The organism is Pseudomonas sp. LBUM1666 (assembly GCF_059695775.1).
The window spans coordinates 2510136-2525326 of the sequence record NZ_CP166789.1 but is presented as its reverse complement, the minus strand read 5'-3'; the positions used below and the strand labels follow the sequence as shown (position 1 = coordinate 2525326).

15 protein-coding genes are annotated in these 15191 nt (G+C 59.8%); 7 read left to right on the top strand and 8 right to left on the bottom strand.

The genetic code is table 11. The features are described from left to right. The first annotated feature begins 44 nt into the window (after window positions 1–44). Window positions 45–674, top strand: a complete 630-nt coding sequence (locus tag ACA056_RS11505; protein WP_497272813.1) for a cysteine hydrolase family protein — start codon at window positions 45–47, stop codon at window positions 672–674. Window positions 675–680: 6 nt separating this feature from the next. Continuing rightward, window positions 681–2246: an aldehyde dehydrogenase (NADP(+)) gene (locus tag ACA056_RS11500; protein ID WP_497272811.1), complete on the top strand. Its 1566-nt coding sequence runs from the start codon at window positions 681–683 to the stop codon at window positions 2244–2246. Between the two features lie 81 nt (window positions 2247–2327). On the opposite strand, the gene ACA056_RS11495 is transcribed toward ACA056_RS11500, so the two are convergent. From ACA056_RS11495 to ACA056_RS11475, 5 genes are all read right to left on the bottom strand, one after another. After that, complete coding sequence (locus ACA056_RS11495) at window positions 2328–2708, bottom strand: RidA family protein (RefSeq protein WP_497272809.1); 381 nt, start codon at window positions 2706–2708, stop codon at window positions 2328–2330. Between the two features lie 85 nt (window positions 2709–2793). Next, complete coding sequence (locus ACA056_RS11490; RefSeq protein ID WP_497273523.1) at window positions 2794–3252, bottom strand: metallophosphoesterase family protein; 459 nt, start codon at window positions 3250–3252, stop codon at window positions 2794–2796. Between the two features lie 33 nt (window positions 3253–3285). Then, entirely contained in the window at window positions 3286–3678 is a 393-nt protein-coding gene (locus tag ACA056_RS11485) for a GFA family protein (RefSeq protein ID WP_347803860.1), read from the bottom strand. A 46-nt stretch (window positions 3679–3724) separates the two neighbouring features. Then, complete coding sequence (locus ACA056_RS11480; protein WP_497272807.1) at window positions 3725–4360, bottom strand: hypothetical protein; 636 nt, start codon at window positions 4358–4360, stop codon at window positions 3725–3727. Window position 4361: 1 nt separating this feature from the next. Beyond that, window positions 4362–5132, bottom strand: a complete 771-nt coding sequence (locus ACA056_RS11475) for a DUF2092 domain-containing protein (RefSeq protein ID WP_497272805.1) — start codon at window positions 5130–5132, stop codon at window positions 4362–4364. 117 nt (window positions 5133–5249) lie between these two features. Between ACA056_RS11475 and ACA056_RS11470 the strand changes: the two genes are divergently transcribed. The 5 genes from ACA056_RS11470 (at window position 5250) to ACA056_RS11450 (ending at window position 10128) form a co-directional block, all read left to right on the top strand. After that, on the top strand, window positions 5250–5651 hold the full coding sequence (locus ACA056_RS11470) for a hypothetical protein (RefSeq protein WP_497272803.1): 402 nt from the start codon (window positions 5250–5252) through the stop codon (window positions 5649–5651). 229 nt (window positions 5652–5880) lie between these two features. After that, a complete protein-coding gene (locus tag ACA056_RS11465; protein ID WP_056741823.1) occupies window positions 5881–6162 on the top strand; it encodes a DUF3303 domain-containing protein in 282 nt (93 codons plus the stop codon). Between the two features lie 288 nt (window positions 6163–6450). Further along, a complete protein-coding gene (locus ACA056_RS11460) occupies window positions 6451–8067 on the top strand; it encodes an arylsulfatase (RefSeq protein ID WP_497272801.1) in 1617 nt (538 codons plus the stop codon). Between the two features lie 69 nt (window positions 8068–8136). Beyond that, window positions 8137–9405 (top strand): OmpP1/FadL family transporter, encoded by a 1269-nt coding sequence (locus ACA056_RS11455; RefSeq protein WP_497272799.1) that lies wholly within the window; start codon window positions 8137–8139, stop codon window positions 9403–9405. Window positions 9406–9453: 48 nt separating this feature from the next. Then, window positions 9454–10128, top strand: a complete 675-nt coding sequence (locus ACA056_RS11450; RefSeq protein ID WP_497272798.1) for a DUF3313 domain-containing protein — start codon at window positions 9454–9456, stop codon at window positions 10126–10128. A gap of 48 nt (window positions 10129–10176) precedes the next feature. Here ACA056_RS11450 and ligD read toward each other — a convergent pair whose 3' ends face one another. Genes ligD through ACA056_RS11435 form a run of 3 tightly spaced genes read right to left on the bottom strand, consistent with a single transcriptional unit; the run spans window position 10177 to window position 15156 of the window. Continuing rightward, window positions 10177–12768, bottom strand: a complete 2592-nt coding sequence (gene ligD / locus ACA056_RS11445; RefSeq protein ID WP_497272796.1) for a DNA ligase D — start codon at window positions 12766–12768, stop codon at window positions 10177–10179. Then, a complete protein-coding gene (locus ACA056_RS11440) occupies window positions 12765–13760 on the bottom strand; it encodes a methyltransferase (RefSeq protein WP_497272794.1) in 996 nt (331 codons plus the stop codon). The genes ligD and ACA056_RS11440 overlap by 4 nt, the downstream gene beginning before the upstream one ends. A gap of 10 nt (window positions 13761–13770) precedes the next feature. Continuing rightward, complete coding sequence (locus tag ACA056_RS11435; protein WP_497272792.1) at window positions 13771–15156, bottom strand: iron-containing redox enzyme family protein; 1386 nt, start codon at window positions 15154–15156, stop codon at window positions 13771–13773. Between the last annotated feature and the right edge of the window lie 35 nt (window positions 15157–15191).

Genomic DNA, 15191 nt, shown 5'->3' with positions numbered 1-15191 from the left:
AAGCCCACGGCACTGGTCATCCAAAATCACTGGAGAAAGTCGCCATGTCCAAAGCCATTTATCCCCTCAACAGAACCGCGTATCTGCTGGTCGATCCTTACAATGATTTCCTGTCGGAAGGTGGAAAGGTCTACCCCTTGATAGAGCCGATTGCCGAGCAAGTCGGCCTGCTCGACAATCTGCGCGCCCTCGACCGTACCGTCCGTGCACTCGATATCCCGGTGGTCATCGTACCGCACCGCCGTTGGGAGCAAGGCGACTACGAAGGCTGGGATCATCCAAGCCCCACCCAATGCAAGCTCATGCACATGCATCACTTCGCACGCGGGGAATGGGGCGGCGAATGGCACCCCGATTTCGCGCCAAAGGAGGGTGACATCGTCGTTCAGGAACATTGGGGCTCGAGCGGCTTTGCCAATACCGACCTTGATTTTCGCCTCAAGCAGAAGGGCATCACGCACGTGATCATCGTGGGCCTGCTGGCGAATACCTGCATCGAGGCAACAGCGCGCTACGCCGTGGAGCTCGGCTACCACGTCACACTGGTGCGTGATGCGACCGCTGCCTTCAAACCGGAAATGATGCACGCCGCGCATGAACTCAACGGTCCCACGTTCGCCCACGCCATTGTGGCGACGGACGAGTTGATCGCGTCCCTGACGCAGCAGAGGTAACACACCATGAAATTGACTGGAAACCTCATCATTGGCGCAAACGAAGTCCCGGCCACTGAAGGAACGATGAAGGCACTCAACCCCGCAACCAACCAGTTGATCGAACCGGATTTCGCATTCGGTGGCGTGGCGGACGTCGACCAGGCTGCGACGCTCGCCGACGAAGCATTTGACCGTTACAGCCATACCTCGCTCACCCGGCGCGCGGCGTTTCTGGAAAGCATTGCTGACAATCTCGACGCTGTCCGCCATGAGCTTGCTGCTCGGGCCGCGCTCGAAACGGGCCTGCCCGAGGCTCAGCTTGAGGGCGAAGCGGCAAAAGCCGCCACCCAGTTTCGCCAATTCGCGGATGTCGTACGCAAAGGACGCTTCCTCCAGTTGGCTATCGATCCGGCACAGCCTCATCGTCAACCCCGCCCACGCATGGATCATCGACTTCAGAAAATGGCGATCGGCCCGGTGGCTATTTTCGGCGCGAGCAACTTTCCCATTTCATATTCGGTCGCAGGTGGCGATACCGCTTCAGCGTTGGCAGCAGGCGCGACCGTCATCGTGAAGGCGCATAACGCCCATCCAGGCGCATCTGAAATTCAGGCGCGTGCCATCCGCAAGGCGGTGCAAGAGAACGAACTGCCTGAGGGTGTTTTCTCGATGGTGCGTGGCAGTGGCAACACGATCGGCGAAGCCTTGGTCGATCATCCGTTGATCAAGGCCGTGACGTTCACCGGCTCGGAGGGTGGCGGCATGGCGCTGTACCGGCGTGCGCAGCAACGCCCTGATCCCATTCCCGTGTTCACCGAGATGACCAGCGTCAACCCCACGCTCATCCTGCCCCATGTGTTGGCCGCGCGTGGAGGGCAAATCGGTGATGGTTTTATCGAGCGCATGCTGGTCAATGTGGGGCAAGCCTGCCTCAGACCCGCCCTCCTTATCGCGATCAATGGAGTTGGTTTTGAAGCGCTGCGCGCCGCCATGGTCAAGCGCGTCACCGAAGCATCGGCGCGCACTATGCTGACGCCGGGTATTCATGCGTCCTACTTGAGCGGCCTCGCCGCGATGGAGAGCGTCGGTGCAAATCGCGTCGCCGAAGGCTTGGCTTGCAGTGCGGATTTTGATGGCCGATCGGTGTTGCATGAGATCGACGGTCAACGCTTCCTGACCGAGACGGTACTTGCGCAAGAAGTATTCGGTCCTTCAGCACTGCTGGTGAACGTCAAGGATGAGGATGAACTGCTCGCCGTCGCTCGCTCGCTCAAGGGCCAACTCAGCACCGCCATGCATATTGACGAGCGCGATATGCCACTGGCTCATCGCTTGCTGCCGGTTCTGGAGCGGCGCACCGGGCGAATTGTTGTCAACGCCTTCGCGCATCCTCAGGAGGTGTCTTTCGCCACCATCCACGGTGGACCGTTTCCGGCGACATCGGACAGCCGCTTCACCTCGGTGGGCATGACGTCGATTGAACGTTTTTTGCGCCCGGTGACTTACCAGGGCTTTCCTGATGCGCTACTGCCAGAGTCATTGCGCGAGGTTAATCCCTTGGGGCTGCCTCGCCTCGTAGACGGCCAATAAAAGCCATCCTTGAAGCAGTCTTTGCCAACCCGCCCGGTGGCGCCCGCTCGTTGAGCGGGACCGCCGGATAAGCCCGCGAACTCAGCCCTTGGCCGCCATCGCAGTGACTTCCACGCGCATGCCTTCGACCGCCAGGGAGGCCACGCCAACGGCGGCGCGAACCGGCCAGGGCTTGGCGAAGAAGCGCTGGTAGACCTCGTTGAAGGCGGCGCGGTCGGCCATGTCGGTGAGGTAGATGGTCAGATGCAGAACCCGGTCCATGGAACTGCCGGCCTGCTCGAGCGCTACCTTGAGCGCCTGCAGGGTGCATTCGCTTTGCAGGGCGATGTCGCCCAACTCCAGGCTGCCGTCGGCGCGGGTGGGGATCTGGGTGGAGACCAGTAGGCCGCCAAAACCGGCGACATCCGAGGAGATGGATTGCGGATCGGGGTCGGGGAGGAAGGTGAGGTCGTGGTTTGCCATGGGGATCTCTTGCATGAGGTGGTAAAGGGGCCGTCGAGTATATAGCGGCTGGAAAACTCAGAAAAAACTACAGTCCAGGGAAAGGTCATTCCAGCAGCGATATCAGACGCGGCTCAATTGAGGTCTCAAGCACCTCAAGCAGAGCCAGCGTCACCGGCAGCTTGAAGCGCCGGCGTCCCGCGCTGCCGGGATTGAGGTAGAGCTGTTCGCCGCGCCATTCTATGCGGGGCTTGTGCGAATGGCCGGTGATCACCAGCTTGATGCCTGCATCAAGCACGGCTGGGACATCGGCACTGTCATGTACCAGCAAGGTCTGCCATCCGTTCAGGTCGAAACATAGGCAGTCGGCGAGATTTTCCGCCCAAGGGGCGTCCAGGTCATTGTTCCCGCGGACCACGTGCAGCGGGGCTATTGATGCCAGTTGATCAAGAATGTCGGGGTTGCCGATGTCGCCCGCGTGAATAATCCGTTCACAACCCTGCAGTGCAGCAAGGGCTTCGGCGCGGAGCAAGCCATGGGTATCGGAAATCACGCCCACTTTCATGCAGCGCTCCAGACCCGATTCAAGCATCGGCACCTACTCCTCAAAGCGACCTGTGGCGTCACGATCGCGCTCGTATCGTCTCGTGAGCGGAAACGGCGGCAACCAGGACTCGCGACGCACGATCCAGCTTTCGTAGGTTGGCATCAGTTGGTCAGGGGCATCCAGGGACCCCAGGTTCACTTCGATTTCGTCGTCGGTGCGCGCAAAAACGGACGAGCCGCAGCGGGGACAAAAAAACCGCCCGGCGTAGTCGCGTGTTTCGCCCTCGATCGTCACCGCACTCTGAGGGAATATCGCGGAAGCATGAAAAAGCGCCCCATGATGCTTGCGGCAGTCGAGACAGTGACAAAGGCCGACCCGATACGGGAGTCCCGACGCCTCAATTCGGACGTTGCCACACAGGCAACCACCCGTGAATCGCTCCATGCTGCGTCTCCTCTGAAATCAAGCAGTCGGAACGTGATCCCCCGACTCAAGGCGCATTAACCACGACATACGTCACATCGCTGCCCTGATACTGCGGTTGATACCAGGTTGAACCGCACTGCATGTAAGCCGTGTTGTACTGGATGACTTGCACGCAACTGGGGGGCAATTGCGCTGGCGTGAAGATCGACCCGACCACCGCCGCTGTTACCGCGACCGTTGCGGTGACGGCCGCCGCCGTGGCGATCGGATGGTAGTGATTGTCGTAGCCATAGCGGCCATTCCCGTCTACGTCGATGTCCACGTCGCGGCTGTTGTCGATGTTGACGTTACGGTTGCTGTTGTTGATGTTGATGTTGGTTCGGTTGCCGACCGTGTTTCCGGTATTGGCCCGATTTCCAGAGTTGACTGCGTTACCGGCATTCGCCCGATCTCCAGAATTGACTCTGTTGCCGGCATTGACCCGATTGCCCGCGTTGACGTTGGTAGCGCGTTGCGCGGTATTGCCGGTGTTAATGCGCTGAGCCCTTTGGGCACTGGGCGGCGGCGCACGATTGACCGATGCCCTGGCTTGCCCTTGGGCGCGCTGGGGTCGGGCATCCACATAAGTGACCAGGCTCAGCGTCAGTACCGAGGTGGTTACGAGCGATAACAACAGGCTCCACGACATCGTCCTGTTCATGTCATTCCCCTCCCTGATCACTGGCTTTCTTCAAAGGAATCGCCACATCGCCCTTACGCGGTGCGAAGGTGAAGATCGAGTCCTTGATGCCCGGCTTCAGGTTCCAGCGATACACCGCGCTGTATTCCGGAAACCCCGGTTCATCGGTGGTGGTTATCACCAGTTTGCACGGCAGTGGCTTGTCGGCTCGGGTGATCCACAACTGCCAGTCAACGCCCTCCTGCCGAAAGGCCAGGTGATCACACAGTTGCCCCTTGATCGTCGACGGGCCGACATACAGCGCCGCTTTCAGCGCATCGATCTGCGCCTGATCGCTGCCAAACAGAAACAGGTCCTCCATGGGCACCTGAATCCCGTAATGGTTTTCTATCAAGTGCAGCGTATCGGAGACTTCAGGCGGTGCATCCACGGTGGTGTAGTACTTGAGAAACGGTGAATACTGGGTCAGTTTCTTGCCGTTGTAGAAGAACTCTCGCGTTCGAACATCGCCTTCCGTCTTGGCATACATCCGATCGCGACCCACCACTTTCAAGACTGTAGAGGCCTCGGTCTTGATCTTCTGGCCGGACTCCAGAACGGTATCCCGGGACACTTCGGCGTCGACCTGAAACGTCGGCAGACTGCGCAGGTAGGTGCCCATATCGATGAGTTTATCGACCACTTGCGGGTTGATCGTCGGGGTGACGTCCGGTGTTGGCGGATCGTCGGCACGAGCGCCCGGGGCCAGCGCAAGGATGAACAGCAGGCAGAAAACACTCGCGTTGGCTTTCATTGATCCCGCTCCTGAGCCTGTGCACGACTCTTAAGCCTAGACCCGGCGTGACCCGTTCGCCAGAAGGGCAAAAACCCTATGGGCAAACCGGATTGGAGCACTCTATGATTGAACCCCATGACCACCACGCCTCCGATCCGCCAACCCTGCCCGCCCGGCGCCTGCGACTGCGGGCGTGACCCGCTGCTGGAAACACCAGGGGCGGACGTGCGCATCCTGTTTTTGACCCGCTTGGAGGAAAAGCGCCTGGTCGAACGCCTGGAAAACCTCCAGAGCCTGAGTGATCTGGAACGCCTGCAACAGCGAATGTACGAACAGTTGGGCATCCGCGTAGACATCGTCCCCAGTTTCAACGAAGTACGCACCATGCGCGGTATCGGCATCAATCTCGGCGAACAACCGGGGCTATGCCGCAAAACCCGTCAGTCGATCCCGGCCGCGATTCGTCGCGCACTGGAGAAGCACCCGGAGATTGCCTACGCGCTGCTCAACGCCAACGACCTGCTGCGCGATGCGTGAAATCAGCACCATGAACATCGTCCTCGAAGCACCTGCAAAACTCGTTGCCATGCAACGAAACAGGATCAGCGGTCATACGCAAAGTCTGGCCCGCTGCTATGCCTTCTCATGGGAGCAATGGTTTCAAGCCAGTCAGGGATGAAGCTGGACACTCAAGCGTGACCGTGGTCCCGGCACCCGCCAGGTGCGCGAAGAGCAGCAGGTGCCAATCCGTAGCAGGAGGTGGCAAATGTTATTCATAGTCAGTTGGTCTATCAGTTCGGCAAATCGTAACAGCGCGATCGAGCGTTTCCTCAAGACCGGGGGTGCTCCACCCGCTGGCGTCAAGATGCTGGGGCGCTGGCACGCCGTCGGTGGTGCATCCGGTTTTGGCGTGGCAGAGGCCAGTGATCCGGCAGCCATTCAGAAGTGGGTGCTGGAATGGAGCGACCTCATGACCATGGAGGTCCAGGCGGCACTGACCGATGAACAGATAGCGCCGCTGCTGGCGGCCGCTGTTGGCAAGCAATAGTCGTTGGAGCGGCGAGCCACGCTCGCCGCTCCATGCCCTCCCGCACTTCGAACAACACATCCCAGATGGCAGGCCCAGGCACGGATTGAGGACTTCGTCTGGTTGAAAGGTCAGTAATCATCCGAATCCACGACAAGCTGTAAAGCCCATGAAACAAGGCCTTCGGCCGAAAAACCAATTACTGGAAATTTCACAATTCTTACCTACGCTCTTCGCGGGGGATCCAAAATTTCCTGGGCGGTCGGGGGCTCGCCTCAGAGTACCAACGCTAGTGCGCAGGAGCTCGATATGAACCGGACAAAGCTATCCTCGGTGTTCGCCGTCCCCTTATTTCTGTCTGCAATGGTTCTCCCCGGCATCACTCAAGCAGCCGACAAAACCGTCCCCAACATTGTGGTGATCATGGGCGACGATATCGGCTGGTCCAACATCGGTGTCTACAACCAGGGCATGATGGCCGGGCGAACCCCCAATCTCGACCAGCTCGCGGCTGAAGGCATGCGTTTCACCGACTACTACGCCGAGGCCAGTTGCACCGCCGGGCGCGCCAACTTTATTACCGGTGAACTGCCGATCCGTACCGGGATGACCACTGTCGGGCAGGCCGGTTCTCCCATTGGTATTCCCGCCGAAGCGGTCACCATCGCCACCACACTCAAGTCCATGGGTTACGCCACCGGTCAGTTCGGCAAGAACCACTTGGGCGACTTGAACGAATTCCTGCCGACCGTGCATGGTTTCGACGAGTTCTTCGGTTATCTCTACCACCTCGACGCCATGGAAGATCCGGCGCACCCCAATTATCCGCAAGAACTTCTACCCACCGTCGGCCCGCGAAACATGGTTCACAGCTGGGCCACGACGACTGACGATACGACCGTGATGCCGCGCTGGGGCAAGGTCGGCAAACAGAAAATCGAAGACGCCGGCACCCTCTACCCGGACCGGATGAAAACCGTCGATGAGGAGATTCGCGACAAGGCCTTTGCCTTCGTCGACAAGGCCAAACAGGACAACAAACCGTTTTTCCTCTGGCTCAATCCAACTCGCATGCACATCGTCACGCACCTGTCCGACAAGTACGAAGCCATGCGCAACGCAGAAAATGGCTGGTCCGAACAGGAAGCCGGCATGGCGCAGCTCGATGACATCGTCGGTGACGTCATGGCCAAGCTGAAAAAAGACGGCATGGATGACAACACCATCGTGATATTCACCACCGACAACGGCGCGGAAAACTTTACCTGGCCGGATGGCGGCCAAACGCCGTTTGCCATGGGTAAAGGCACGGTCATGGAAGGTGGCTTCCGGGTACCGGCGATCATTCGTTGGCCGGGTAAAGTGCCGGCAAACCAGATAGCCAACGGCATCATGTCCGGGATGGACTGGTTTCCGACCCTGATCGCGGCGGCAGGCAACCCGAACATTGCCGCAGAACTGCTCAAGGGCAAGCAGCTGGGCGACAGGACCTACAAGGTCCACCTCGACGGCTACGACCAGACGCCGATGATTACGGGCAAAGGTCCGTCCAATCGCCATGAGGTTTTCTACTTCGGCGAGAGTGCACTGGGCGCCGTGCGGATCGATGACTACAAGTTCCGCTTTATCGACCAGCCCGGGGGGTGGATGGGCGCCAAACTGGCGGTGGACGTGCCAATCCTGACCAACCTGCGTCTTGACCCTTTCGAACGTACCGGCTGGCCGCAAAACCAGGCGGCTGAAGGGTCGCAACAGTACTTTGACTGGTTCAAATACCAGTTCTGGCGCTTCGTGTTTGTTCAACAACAGGTCGCCAAACTGGCCGAAACCGCGATTGAGTTCCCGCCGATGCAAAAAGGCGCGAGTTTCAACCTCGATTCTGTCAAAGCGAAGATCGAAGCAGCCCGAGCAGCCATGGCCAAATAAGCAGTCGAACTTAGGGGTGGTCGATGCTGGCCACCTGCGTTCGGGAAGGACATTTGCTGAGGTAAACCCATGCAGATAAAAACGACCACGCTGCCCGTCTTCACTGTGCTAGCCCTGTGCAGTCAGCACGCTTACGCCGGCGGCATCATGCTCTATGAAATCGGCACCGATAACGCCGGCCTGGCCAACGCCGGTGCCGCGGCCCGTGCTCAAGGCCCCTCGACCATCGCCAGTAACCCGGCGGGCATGAGTTATCTGCCCGGCACACAGATCACCGGTGGTTTGCAGGTTCTCTACGGCGACCTGAGCTTCGATCGCGACTCAAACACCAATGGCACCGGCACTGGCAGTGGCAACGCCCTCGACCCGATTCCCGGCGGCAGTTTTTTCATCAGCCATCAACTCGATGACCACTGGAGCGTTGGCTTCGGCCAGTACGCTGACTTTGGTCTGGCGGCCAATTACGACAACGAATGGTCCGGGCGCTACTTCGCACAAAACGCCAGCCTCGCCGGTTTGTCGTTTGTCCCTAGTGTCGCTTACCGATTCAACGAGCAATGGTCGATGGGCGTCGGCGTGAAAGCCATGTACGGCATGCTGCAAGCCCAAACCGCGATCGACCGCGAGCCTTTCGGCTTTACCGACCGCAGCGACGGCCAGTTCAAGTACAAAGACAACGATTGGGGTTTCGGCGCGAACGTGGGGGTGATCTATGCCCCGCAACCCGGTACCCGTATCGGCCTGTCCTATACCAGCAAAGTTGATCTGGACTTCGAAGACGGGCTGGACGTCAAAGGCGACGGGCCCGCGCTGGAGCGCCTGGACGGCCTGAACACCCAACTCGACATGACGGTGCCGCAAACCGCCACCCTGAGCCTGTTCCAGCAACTCGACCCGCAATGGGCCTTGCTGGCCTCGGTCAACTGGCAGGACTGGTCAGAGTTCGGTGAGATCGCGATGCAAGTCGACACCACCGCGTTTGGCGCTCAAGCGACTACGATCGACGCCCATTTCAAAGACACCTGGCAACTGGCGCTCGGCGCGCAGTATCAGGCCACGCCGCAACTGTTGTGGAACGTCGGCGCGGCGTATGACAGCAGCGCCGTTTCGGACGCAAACCGAACTTTTACCGTTCCCATGGGCGAATCCTGGCGCATTGCGGCCGGAGCCACCTATGCTCTGAACGAGGTCACCGACATCAATGTCAGTTGGGCCATGGTCTGGCTCGGCGACATGCCGGTGGACCAGACCAAATCCACGTCGGGTATTCGAACTTCCGGCGAGTTCGACAATGCCTGGATTCAGGCCTTGACCGGCAACATGACCTGGCGTTTCTGATGCCCTGCGACCGAAAAAAACGATTTAATCCATGGAGCAAACACCACTATGAACTTGTCCCGAAAACTGTTTATTGGCGCTGCGCTGGCCAGCCTGCTGCTCGGCGGTTGCACCTCGAAAGTCACCGAGCGTGAGCAGTATTCCGGCTTCCTGTCCAACTACAACAACTTGCAAGAGGTCACCACCACCAGCGGCGAAACAGCCATGCGCTGGGTGAGCCCGTCCTGGAATCCAGACGCCTATAACACCGTGGCCTTCAACAAGCTGGAGCTCTACCCGGCGCCCCAGCCCAATGAGCGGGTTAACCGGCAAACCCTGGACGAGTTGCAGAGCTACATGACCAGCAAGGCCAAAGGCGTGCTGGGCCAGAAATATCGGGTGGTGACGAGCGAAAAATCAGCGCCGGCCGGTTCTAAAACATTGATCATGCGCGCGGCGATCACCGGGGTGAATGCCGAGAATGAAGGCATGAAGTGGTATGAAGTGGTGCCGGTCGCCGCCGTCGTGGGGGGTGTTTCCGCTGTCAGTGGTCATCGCGATCAGGACACCACACTGTTCATCGAGGCCGAGTTCATCGACGCCAGCAACAATCAGACCGTGGCCAAAGTGGTGCGCAAAGTCTTCGGCACCACACTGGAAAACGCCAGCCAGAAGATCACCACCAAGGATTTCAAAGTGGCGATCGACAAGCTGATCGGTGATCTACAGGCATTTATCAAGTAACACGGACGAGACCGCCAGCGCCCATCAGATGGGGTGCTGGCGTATCGACTACTTCTTCATCCCGACCCGCCGCCGCATCTCGGCGGTGATCGACTGCCGGGTTTTCTTCAGGTCCGCCCAAGGTTCATCACCGACCTCGGCCAGGCGTTCATGCACAGTGTGCACGTTCCACTGATTGCCACCCTTGAGCTCGCCCACCTCCTCGCGAAAGATCGGCACTGACACCGGCAGCCCTTCGCGGGTGCGCACGGCATAGGCGCAAATGGTCGTGGCGCCGAGACCGTTGCGCAGGTAATCGATGAAGATCCGCCCGACCCGGTTCTTCGGGCCCGACACGGCGGAAAAACGCTCCGGCAGCAACGTGGCCATGTGGCTGACGATCGCGTGGCTGAAGTCTTTCACCTCATCCCAGCCCAGCTTGCGAGTCAGTGGCACCACCAGGTGAATCCCTTTGCCGCCGCTGGTTTTGAGGAACGCCTTGAGCCCCAGTTCATCGAGTACCGAGAGGGTCAGCTGGGTGGCTTCGACCATGCTTTTCCAGGGCAGCGCCGGGTCCGGGTCGAGGTCGAGGACGAAGCGGTCGGGTTTGTCGAGGTTGTCCGAGGTGGCGTTCCAGGTGTGCAACTCGACAGTGCTCATCTGCACGGCGCCGATCAGGGCTTCGGCGTTGTTGATGATCATCACCGGTTGGCCGGTGAGTGCCTTGTCCAGGGTGGTGATTCCCGGAATGGCCAGGCGCTCGGCGTTCTTCTGGAAAAACAGTTCGCCGGCGATGCCGTCCGGGGCGCGCACCAGCGCCACGGGCCGGTCCTTGAGCTCGGGCAAAATCCATTCGGCGACGCTGGCGTAATACTCCGCCAGTTGCACTTTGGTGGTGCCGCTGCTGGCGTCAATCACCCGGTCCGGGTGAGTGATGCGGACTTTGCCCTCGCCCAGGCCGATTTGTGAGGGCGCGGGCGCGGCTTTCTTTTTGGCAGGGGTGGAAGGTTTTTCGGCAGTGGTTTTCTTCGCGGCTGAAGTCTTCACGGCGTTCGGACGCTCCTCGGTAATGTCTTCGGCAGGTTTGTCGTCACGCAGGCCATGGAACACCGCGTGACGGACGGAACCTTCTTTGGTCATTTCGGCAAAAGCGACCTCCGCCAGCAGCGTGGGCTTGAGCCAGTGCACACCCTTGGCGTCAAAACCGCTCGGTGGATTGACCACCGAAATCTTTTTGGTTTGCAGCGGTTTCAGTTGCTCGTAGATGCGCTTGAGCGTCGTCTCGTTGAACCCGGTGCCGACCTTGCCCGCGTAACGCAACTCACCGCTGTCGCGGTCATGCAATCCCAGCAGCAGCGCACCGAAGGCATTGCGCGAGCCTTTCGGGTCGGTGAAGCCGACGACTACAAATTCCTGCCGATGCTTGCACTTGAGCTTGATCCAGTCGCTGCTGCGTCGCGACACGTAAGGCGAGCCCAGACGCTTGCCGATCAGCCCTTCCATCTGCATTTGGCAGGCGCTGTTGAGCAAGGCTTCCGGTTCTTCACTAAAGGCATCGGAGAAGCGCAGCAGCGGGTCTTTGTTGGGGTTGAGCACGGTCGACAGCGCAACCCTTCGCTCCTCGACCGGCACCTCGCGCAGGTCCACGCCGTTGAGGTAAGGCATGTCGAACAGGTAGTAGACGATGTTGCCGCTGCGGCCCGAGTCGAAGGCGTTTTGCAAGGCCTGAAAGTCCGGCACGCCCTGCTCGTCGGCGACCACCATTTCCCCGTCGAGCCAGGCGGATTCGAGGCCTAGCGCGGACAACGCCTCGGCTTGTTTCGGCAGTTTATGGGTCCAGTCGTGGCCGTTGCGGGTGAACAGTTTGACTTCGTCGTGGTCGATGCGGGCCATGATCCGATAGCCATCGAACTTGATCTCATAGCTCCACTCGCCGCACGGGGCCTTTTCGACCAGCGTCGCCAGTTCCGGTTTGAGCAGCTCCGGCAATTTGGCTTTGCGGGCGCCGGTCAATGGCGCCGATGTTTTTTTGCGCGCCGGGGTGGCGGGTTTCTTGACGGGTTTGGGTTTGGCAGCGGTCTTCGACTTTTTGGCAACAATGGTCCGGTCACTGAGCACGCTGTCAGGCTCGGCGGCGACCACGTCGTAATCGCTTTCGGGTTTGGCCGCACCGTCCTGATGCTTGATCAGAAACCATTGCTCCTGCTTGCCCGGCATGTGCGTGCGCACCAGGTTCCACAGGCCGCCGAGCTTCTCGCCTTTTAGCTCAAATTTAAGCTTGCCCTTGGCGTACGCCTCGGCCGGGTCGTCCTGAGGAATCCACACCCCACGGTCCCAGACAATCACCTCGCCGGCACCGTAATGCCCTTCGGGAATGCTGCCCTCGAAAGTTGCGTAATCCATCGGATGATCTTCGACGTGCACCGCCAGGCGCTTGACCTTGGGGTCCAGTGACGGGCCTTTGGGCACCGCCCAGCTTTTCAGTGCGCCATCGAGCTCCAGGCGAAAGTCGTAATGCAGGCGCGAGGCGTCGTGCTTCTGGATGCAAAACTGTAACGCATGATCTTTCGCGTTTTTTTTGCCCGAACGTTTGCCGGCGGCCGGTTCAGAGGTCGCCGAGAAATCGCGCATGCGATTGTAATCGTCCAGGCTCCTGGTCATGGCGCACCGGCTGACGAGGTCACGGTGCCCCCGATGCCTGGGCCGATACGCGTGACAATCAGGGCGACGACGGCAATTCGTTCCACCCGCTGATAGCCAGGGGTCAACAGTTCTTCACCGAACACATCGGGGTCGAGTTCGTGGTAGGTCCAGCCGAACATCGGCGATTCCAGACGCGGCGTCACCGCATCCAGAAACGGGTCGATGCCATCGATCATCGCCACGCCGGTGTACAGCACCAGAGACCCACCGGGGGCCAACCGATACAAGGCTTGCTCGACAATGCGCAACGACAATTGCGCGCCAAGCGCGCCGCCGCCATGCCGGTAAGCACGCTCGGCCGGGTCGGCCATGTAGGGCGGATTGGCGACGATCAAGTCGAAGTGGCCATCGACGTCCTGCAGCACATCGCTGGCCTCGATGCTGACATTAGCCACCTCGGCGAGCGCGACATTGACCGCCGTCATGCGTAACGCCAAAGGGTTGATGTCCACGGCCAGCACTTCGGCTTCACGGCGAGCGCGGGCAATCACAATCGCTCCGACGCCAGCGCCGCAACCAATGTCCACGGCGCGCCTGATCGGCGCGAAGCTCTGTTGCAGATGGGCGTGAATCAATTGTGCAAAACGATAAGTGTCGGGACCGAAGAACACCGCGTCAGCGGCATCAGTGGGGTAACCCGAATGCACGAACAACAGGTCATCGAGGCTTGACCAGCGCACATGACTTTTCAGTCGACCATTGCATTCCTCGAGGACACCTGCCTGTTGCAACTGCCGCTGCTCATCCACCGACAACAGACCGGGCTCAAACGGCCGCGACCAGCCAAATACTTCGCGCAGGGTCCGGGCGCTTTGCCCGAAGACGCGATCATTGACCCGCTGATGGGTCAGCGGCGTTGGCGTGATGAAACGGTAACCGTCGGCCTGCAAGCGACGCCCCAGTTGCAGTAAGGCCAGATCGGCGGCGCTAAGGTGTTCTTCCTGATTCATGAAGGGCTCCCTATCGAAAACCGGATTTGAGTTCGATGAACCGTCGCGTGGCCATCAGGCCAGCGGGGTGGGCGTGCCGATGGGCAGACAGCCACGGAATCAACACCTGGATTTGCTCGTCGGCGGCAAGCCCTTTAAGTGTAGCGTGCAGGCTTTGGACATCCGGATCATTGACGGGCACTGGTGGTTCGGTCACGGCACTGCTACCGCGTCGAACCGCGGCCGGCGCTCGCTCAGGTCGCCAGTCCCCGGCAATCCAGTCGTGCAGCAGTTGTTTTTCGTAGGGGCTGAACACCCCGAACATGGCCGCGCCGTCGCCATCGACCAATTGCCAAAAACGGCTGGCTTGCGGGTCCTGGTGACGCTTGATCCAGCCCTTGTTTTCCATCGCGCTGAGAAAGCCTGGCAATTGCTCCGGCGACGACAACCATTGATTGACGGTCTTGCCTTCAAACCGGCAATAGTCGGAATGCATGTGCTGACCGAACGGGCGCTTGCGTTCAAGCATGCTCAGCAACTCGCCGTACAGGTCGAACGACTCGATGATCGCGCGACTGCCCTGCCCCAGATCGTTGAGCCGATAACCCAGCGCAACCCTGCGCAGAAAGTCTTCACGGTTACCTTCCACCGGCAGCAGTTGCAGCACCGACTGCACGGCCTTTTGCGCGTGGCCGGTGCTCGCATTGTCGATGGTCACGTGCAGGGTGAAGTAATACGGATCGATGCCCAGCTCGCTGAGTTCATAGGCGCTGATCAGCAAATGCAGCGGCAGTTGTTCATAACCGAGGTTGTAGCCGATCACTTCCGGCAAAAAATCGTCGCTACAATAACCCAGCGCCAATTGCACCGCACCTTGCAAGTAACGCTGGTCCGGGATGAACGCGTTGTCCAGCAAACCATGTTCGGCGAGCAGCTTGCGGTAAATCACCACATGATTTTGCGCCGGGTTGCCGTCGCCCAGCTCTTCCAGGTAGGTGCAAATCAGCCCTTCGAAACGCGGGTCCTGCCAGTGCCGCAACAGGCCATACAACCACGCGCCATCCACCAGTTTGGTCGGGGCAACGGCTTGCAGGAAATACAACGCGTGCGCCTTGTTGGTGAAGAACTGCCGCGGCCCGCCGTCCTTGCGCTGTTGCAGGTAATCGGCGTATTGGCGTGCCACGTCGGTGCAATGCTGTACGACAAAGGTTGGCAGCGCGGACAGGTCTCGTGGCATGTCTTCCGGCAGGTCCATTGCTTGCGCAAGTTGAGCCTCGAGGAAGGTTTGGCCGAGTGCGCGCTGGTGTTCGATATCGTCGCTCAGCAATAACTGTTCGTAGATAGATTTCAGGCTGCCGGCGGTCAGGATCGCGCGTTGGTGGGCCGGCTGGGATTCAAGTCGTGTCAGGGCAGTCATGGGGTCGTCTCTCGGTCTGAGGCCAGTGGCAGGAC

What these genes read in the sequence shown, in the direction of transcription:
- ACA056_RS11470 (WP_497272803.1), top strand. Translation starts at nt 5,250, where the DNA reads ATGACCACCACGCCTCCGATCCGCCAACCCTGCCCGCCCGGCGCCTGC.
- ligD (WP_497272796.1), bottom strand. Translation starts at nt 12,768, where the DNA reads ATGACCAGGAGCCTGGACGATTACAATCGCATGCGCGATTTCTCGGCG.
- ACA056_RS11495 (WP_497272809.1), bottom strand. Translation starts at nt 2,708, where the DNA reads ATGGCAAACCACGACCTCACCTTCCTCCCCGACCCCGATCCGCAATCC.
- ACA056_RS11435 (WP_497272792.1), bottom strand. Translation starts at nt 15,156, where the DNA reads ATGACTGCCCTGACACGACTTGAATCCCAGCCGGCCCACCAACGCGCG.
- ACA056_RS11455 (WP_497272799.1), top strand. Translation starts at nt 8,137, where the DNA reads ATGCAGATAAAAACGACCACGCTGCCCGTCTTCACTGTGCTAGCCCTG.
- ACA056_RS11450 (WP_497272798.1), top strand. Translation starts at nt 9,454, where the DNA reads ATGAACTTGTCCCGAAAACTGTTTATTGGCGCTGCGCTGGCCAGCCTG.
- ACA056_RS11475 (WP_497272805.1), bottom strand. Translation starts at nt 5,132, where the DNA reads ATGAAAGCCAACGCGAGTGTTTTCTGCCTGCTGTTCATCCTTGCGCTG.
- ACA056_RS11480 (WP_497272807.1), bottom strand. Translation starts at nt 4,360, where the DNA reads ATGAACAGGACGATGTCGTGGAGCCTGTTGTTATCGCTCGTAACCACC.
- ACA056_RS11505 (WP_497272813.1), top strand. Translation starts at nt 45, where the DNA reads ATGTCCAAAGCCATTTATCCCCTCAACAGAACCGCGTATCTGCTGGTC.
- ACA056_RS11485 (WP_347803860.1), bottom strand. Translation starts at nt 3,678, where the DNA reads ATGGAGCGATTCACGGGTGGTTGCCTGTGTGGCAACGTCCGAATTGAG.
- ACA056_RS11500 (WP_497272811.1), top strand. Translation starts at nt 681, where the DNA reads ATGAAATTGACTGGAAACCTCATCATTGGCGCAAACGAAGTCCCGGCC.
- ACA056_RS11465 (WP_056741823.1), top strand. Translation starts at nt 5,881, where the DNA reads ATGTTATTCATAGTCAGTTGGTCTATCAGTTCGGCAAATCGTAACAGC.
- ACA056_RS11490 (WP_497273523.1), bottom strand. Translation starts at nt 3,252, where the DNA reads ATGAAAGTGGGCGTGATTTCCGATACCCATGGCTTGCTCCGCGCCGAA.
- ACA056_RS11440 (WP_497272794.1), bottom strand. Translation starts at nt 13,760, where the DNA reads ATGAATCAGGAAGAACACCTTAGCGCCGCCGATCTGGCCTTACTGCAA.
- ACA056_RS11460 (WP_497272801.1), top strand. Translation starts at nt 6,451, where the DNA reads ATGAACCGGACAAAGCTATCCTCGGTGTTCGCCGTCCCCTTATTTCTG.